Here is a 3,794-nt window from a genome sequence, read left to right as displayed (position 1 = left end):
GAGGTGAGGTGGTCTTCGGGGAAGAAGAATTGTGAGGTGGTTTCGGTGTGGGGGGGGGGGGGGGGGTTTTTGTGGGGGTGGGGGGGGGGGGGGGGGGGGGGGGGGTGGGGGTTCAGGTGATGCCGATGGTGTAGGTGGTGTGGTAGCCGGTGGGGTGGGGGGTGAGGGGGAGGGTCATGGTGGTGGCTGCTTTGTGGTAGCGGGGGTCGCGGGTGTTGGGGTGGGCGGGTGGGGTGCGGCGGGCGTAGGGGTGTCGGGTGTAGATGGAGGTGAGGTGGTCTTCGGGGAAGAAGAATTGTGAGGTGGTTTCGGTGTGGGGGGTGGGGCGGATTTTGACGTGGATGTGGGGGGCGAGGCCGGCGTACCAGCCGGGCACGATGGTGTGGAAGACGCAGTGCCCGGTGGGGTCGGTGATCTGGGTGCCGCGCAGGAAGGTGTCGGTGCCGGTGGAGTACTGGCCGTCGGCGTCGGCGTGCCACAGTTCGACGCGTGCGTCCGGGACGGGGCGGCAGTTGTCGGTGGCGCGTACGACGGTGAGGTCCAGGCGCAGGGGTGCTCCCTCGCGGCCCTGGGTGATGTCGGAGCGGACCAGGTCGAGGTCGAGGTAGTACGGTCCTGCGCCGGCGGTGACGGCGAGGACGCAGGTGGGGGCCGCGGCCGTGGCCCGCCTCGACCGGGTCGGGACCGGGGTGGGGGAGGGGGTGGGGCGGGCCGCCGTGGTGCGGGTGGCGGGGGTGGTGCAGGCGGTGGCGAGCAGGGCGGTGGCCGCGGCGGAGCCGGCGGCCAGGAGCAGGGCCCGGCGGCCGGCCGCCGGGGAACCGCTCGCCCGCCCGGGGACGGGCCCGGTGAGGGGCTTCGCGTCGGGCCCGGTGCGGGACGTCGCGTCGGGCTCGGTGGGGGGCTCGGTGGGGGGCTCGGCAGGGTGGGTGGTGCCGGTCGGGGTGGTGGTGGTGTTGTCGTTCATGTGGGCCCCTTTTTGCGCGCGTCCCGGGGGTGGTCGGTGCGCGTCCGGGCACGCGCCCACCGTGCCGGACCAGGTGGTGTGCGTCCCGTATCGACACGCTTCCCGCCACCCCGCCGGCCCCCGGGGCGGGGGCGGGGCAGGGCCTGTGTCCCGCGGTGGCGAAGCCGTGTCGGTCCTGCGGGCGGGTGGGCCCGCTCCGCCTCTGGCATCTGGGCCGGGGCCCGGGGTGAGGCGGCCGCCGGGAGCTGGCCGGGGGCTTCGGCGGCTCGGCCCTGCCGGTGATGGAGGAGCCGCCCCGCTGGCCTTGTCGCAGCGGCGCGCCCGGCACGGGCAGCCCCCCGCCGTGTACGGGCAGCGGCCCCCTGCCAGGTGTACGGGCAGCGCCCCCGCCGTGCAGGGGCGGGGGCGCTGGAGGGGCCGGACGGTTCGGGGGTGTGCGGGGGGTTGGTGGGGTGTTCGGTGGTGGGGAGGCGCCCCGCGGGCCTGGTGGCGGGGGGTTACCAGGAGCGGTTGAACTTCACGTGGCCGCCGTTGCGCTCGTACCAGCCGACGAAGCCCCAGTTGATCCAGCCGCCGTCGCCCTGGTTGGTGAACTGGCCGGACTCGAAGATCCACAGGCCGTAGTGGATGTTGCCCCACTGGACGTTGGCGTAGACGCGGGTGCCCTGGAACTGGTCGTGGTAGTTCTGGCTGAGGTTGAACAGCATCACGTTGTGCCGGCTGCCGGCGGCCTTGAAGGCCTTGTCGACGGCTTCCTGGACGAAGGTGCCGCGGTTGTCGGTCTTGATGCTGCGCAGGGCGTCGGCGATGGCCTTGCCGTGGCCGAGCTGGTCCATGGAGACGCTGACGCTGACGCTCTTGTCGGCGGCCGCCACCGCCTCGGGCCCGGAGGAGCCGGTGGGGGAGGAGGCGGCGGGGGAGGCGGGAGCGGACAGGGCGGCGGGTGTGGGGGCGGGGCGTTCGGCGGCCTGGGCCGGCAGCGCTGCCGCTCCGGTCAGGGTCAGCGCGGTCAGGGCGATCGTGGCGAGGGTGGTGGAGCGGCGCATGGTGATGAAGTCCTGTTCTTCCGGTACGAGACGAGTACGTGTACGGGGACGGGTCGGGGTAGCGGGTCGGGGGTGAACTGCAGGGATGCGGGCGGAAAAGGCGGGCCGGGGCCGCGCAGCGGCGCTGCGGGCGCCGGCCCAACAGGCCGCCGGAGCGAGGCCGGCAGCGGGCCGCCGGAGCGAGCCCGACAGCGGGGGCCGACGGAGCGTGGCCGGGTCGGGCCGACGAGCGGGGCCGACGGAGCGGCCGGGCCGGGTCGGGGGAGCGGGGCCCCGCCCCGACAGCCCCGGGGGGAGCGGGCCCGGTGCGGCCGGGACCGGTCGGGGAAAGGGGCCGGCGGGGCGGGCGGGGCCGCGGGGGGGCGTCTCTATGTCCTTCGTCAAGGACGTGGTGGTGGGTGGGTGTCTGGGCTGGTTATGCGGCGAGGGTGAGCCGGAGGAGGGCTTGGGTGTGGGTTTTGCCGCGTGCGCGTTGCCGGTCGTAGTAGGTGCGGGAGGCGGGGTCGGCGTTCATGCAGGCGAAGGCGGAGAGGAACATCGCGCGTTTGAGCTGCCGGTTTCCGCCGCGGGGTGCGTGTTCGCCGTGGATCGAGGTCCCTGAGGATCTCGTGGTGGGGGCGAGGCCGGCGTAGGAGGCGAGGTGGGCGGCGCTGGGGAATCCGGTGCCGTCGCCGACGGTGACCAGGAGGACGGCGGCGGTCCTGACTCCGACTCCGGGCATCGAGGTCAGGACCGGGTGAAGAGGGTGGGCCTCCAGAAGGGTGCTGATCTGGGCTTCGAGTGCCCGGCGCTGTTCGTGGACCGCTGTGAGCGAGGCGGCCAGGGACGGGATCACGATGTCGAGGGTGCTGGTGCCGGGAACCACGACGGTCTGTTCATCGAGGGCGTTGAAGACGTCGTCGATCAGACGGGCGGCCATGCGCGGGGCCTTGGGTCGGATGAGTTCGACGAGTCTGCGTCGGCCGGCCTTGCGCAGGGCGGCCGGGGATCCGTGGCGCTCGAGGAGCCAGGTGACTGCGGGGTGGTCGAGCCGGGGCCCGAGCACGCGCTCCAGCGACGGGTGGAACTGGGTGGGCAGGCCGCGTATCCGGTTGCTGGTGCGGGTGGCTTCGGCCGCGAGGTCCTGGTCGAAGCCGGTCAGCACCGTGAGCTCGGCGGTGTTCTCGTCGGTCAGTTCCAGGGAACGCAGGGTGTGGGGCATCGTCCGGGCGGCGTCCGCGATCACTGCCGCGTCCTTCGCGTCGGTTTTCGCCTCTCCCGGGTAGAGGTCGGCGATCCGCCGCATCGCGAGTCCGGGCAGGTAGGCGACCTCGCAGCCGGCGTCGCGGGCGACGGTCAGGGGCAGGGCGCCGATGGAGGCGGGCTGGTCCACGATGACCAGGACGGTGCCGAACTTGGTCTTGAGCTTGTCGAAGACGGCCCGCAGCTTCGGTTCGCTGTTGGGCATGGGCTTGTCGAAGACCTTCTTCCCGGCCGGGGTGAGCCCGTGGCCATGGTGGGCGGTCTTGCCGACGTCCACTCCGAGGAAGACGCCTATGCCTTCGGTGTCTAACATCGCACCCTTCCGCAGGTGTTGACCGTGCCGGCCTCGGCGGTGGCACCGTGCTCGCGCATCCACGTTATGCAGACCTGCCGCCCGCGAACTGTCCGGCTTTGCGCCGGGCCGGGCGGTGGCCGGGTCTCTCATCAGCGTCTGTGACGGCACCTGCCGGGCCCGGCGACACCACCCCCCAGGTCATCCGTTCGACAGAGGGGACACAGTCATACCGGGCCCGGAGGCCAGC

Annotated in this window: 2 protein-coding genes and 1 pseudogene; all 3 read right to left on the bottom strand. The window is 73.2% G+C overall.

The window, feature by feature from the left end; genetic code table 11:
- Nucleotides 1–112 precede the first annotated feature (112 nt).
- Nucleotides 113–964: a hypothetical protein gene (locus IF89_RS49245; protein ID WP_078628778.1), complete on the bottom strand. Its 852-nt coding sequence runs from the start codon at nt 962–964 to the stop codon at nt 113–115.
- Between the two features lie 497 nt (nt 965–1,461).
- A complete protein-coding gene (locus IF89_RS47310; protein ID WP_051808136.1) occupies nt 1,462–2,010 on the bottom strand; it encodes a hypothetical protein in 549 nt (182 codons plus the stop codon).
- 430 nt (nt 2,011–2,440) lie between these two features.
- A pseudogene (locus IF89_RS0134970) lies at nt 2,441–3,565 on the bottom strand (IS110 family transposase); the annotation flags it as partial.
- Nucleotides 3,566–3,794 lie beyond the last annotated feature (229 nt).

Source organism: Streptomyces sp. NRRL F-2664 (assembly GCF_000719345.1).
Lineage (GTDB): Bacteria > Actinomycetota > Actinomycetes > Streptomycetales > Streptomycetaceae > Streptomyces.
Note: the sequence above shows the minus strand (reverse complement) of the source record. Positions and strands in the feature narration are given on the sequence as shown.